Annotated in this window: 3 protein-coding genes; 2 read left to right on the forward strand and 1 reads right to left on the reverse strand. The window is 40.4% G+C overall.

The features are described from left to right. On the reverse strand, positions 1-653 hold a 653-nt coding region (locus H6G77_RS35265), incomplete at its 3' end, for a helix-turn-helix domain-containing protein (protein ID WP_190874148.1). Between the two features lie 29 nt (positions 654-682). On the opposite strand from H6G77_RS35265, the gene tnpA reads away from it, so the two are divergent. Then, positions 683-1,093 (forward strand): IS200/IS605 family transposase, encoded by a 411-nt coding sequence (gene tnpA, locus H6G77_RS35270; RefSeq protein ID WP_190677519.1) that lies wholly within the window; start codon positions 683-685, stop codon positions 1,091-1,093. 24 nt (positions 1,094-1,117) lie between these two features. Then, complete coding sequence (locus H6G77_RS35275) at positions 1,118-1,297, forward strand: hypothetical protein (protein WP_190677534.1); 180 nt, start codon at positions 1,118-1,120, stop codon at positions 1,295-1,297. The last annotated feature ends 315 nt before the right edge of the window (positions 1,298-1,612 follow it).

The following is a 1,612-nucleotide window of genomic DNA, read 5'->3' on the forward strand; positions in this document are numbered from 1 at the left end:
GTCAAAAATTCTTTTAGCCCAACATCAACCCCTACAGCAGATTTAACCTCATCAAGAGGTAATAATTGTGGCACAGAATTATCTTGCATGGAAAGGCAGCAGTACCATCCATCTGCTTTACACACAATCGTACAAGTTTTGAGTACAAAACCGAATGGTAGTGGTCGGTGCAGTCGGACTGGCATTTCACCAATTTTGCTCAGTTTCAATATGCCGTCTTTGAGGTTAGCACCTGCCTTTGGGCAATTCACTCGTGGATAAACAAAAGACCTTAATTCTCCTGGCTTTTTGAATCTAGGACGACCACCACGTTTTCCTGATGTGTCAGGAATTAACCACCGTTCGCACGCTTGATTTAAACGCTGCAAATTGATTTGCTGAGATTCTGCCCAGATATTTTTGTAATCGGGAAACAGTATCTTTGTGTGCTTTAAATCTGCTTGCTGAGTATAGTAATTAACTCTTTGAGGGATTTCTCCAATTGGTTCACTGACTATTGAACATCGGTCAATTTGACAACGACTTCTGCTGAGTGCATCTAACCTCTGCCCCAATGCGTAATTCCAATGACGACGTAGTAGCTCTAATGTATTTGACATTAAAGCTATTTGCGCGGCACTGGGTAAAATTCGGTAGCAGTAAGTTAAAATCATAATGTCAGTATATCATTTATTGCTCATCGATGGAAGAGTTGTATGATAAAGGTTTTCGCTCTGTTTACTCTCTTACTGCTCATATAATTTTTGTGACTAAATATAGAAAAAAAGTCATTAATCACCAGATGCTATCTAGGCTGGCAGATATATTTCACGATACCTGTACCAAATGGGAATGCACATTAGTAGAATTTAATGGTGAAGTTGATCATGTACATTTACTCATTCGTTACCATCCACAAATTGAATTGTGCAAATTTATTGCTAACCTCAAAACTGTCTCTAGCAGGTTAATTCGTAAAGAGTTTGAATCTATCTTGAGCAAGGTGTACACAAAACCTGTGTTGTGGACAGGTTCTTACTTCGTCGCTAGTTGTGGTGGGGTCACAGTTGAACAGTTAAAACAATATGTGCAACAACAATCACCCCCGAAATAAGGATTTACTTTGCTCAGTTATCAAATGTTTGCCTCAATTCCCCACCCATCAACCTTCTGGTATGATGGGCGACCCCTTGAAGCTTTTGGTTGGCAGTTTCGGATCATCAGCCGCACAGGAGGTATATTTGGTGAGATGAAAATCTACTACACTTCTGAGGCGGCATTGCGGGTGGGTCGGGAGTGGCTAAGAGATGAAAAGTAGGGTATCTCGGCGGCCACCCAAGTAAGGCGATCGCTGAATCTAAAATGTAGTGGTTTAATCCCTATTAGGGATTAAGAGAAATTGCAACCTTTGTAAAGAAGGCAAAAAAGCCATTATTCTGGGTTTAATCCGATAAAAGATAAAAGTAGTCCAATTGTCAAAACCAGCGATGTAGCCTTGTTTACATTCAGCACTTCTAGCACAATACCGTAGCCAATTTACGAGGGTTCAACACCTGTAGAAACGGGATGAATACGTCCTAAAGAAGTAAGCTTGGCAAAAATCTGACTTAATAAAATAGGCTCAGGCATTTCA

The organism is Aulosira sp. FACHB-615, assembly GCF_014698045.1.
Lineage (GTDB): Bacteria > Cyanobacteriota > Cyanobacteriia > Cyanobacteriales > Nostocaceae > Nostoc_B.

Excerpts from the sequence above, each read along its gene's own strand:
- tnpA (WP_190677519.1), top strand. The coding sequence starts at position 683 with ATGGAAGAGTTGTATGATAAAGGTTTTCGCTCTGTTTACTCTCTTACT.
- H6G77_RS35275 (WP_190677534.1), top strand. The coding sequence starts at position 1,118 with ATGTTTGCCTCAATTCCCCACCCATCAACCTTCTGGTATGATGGGCGA.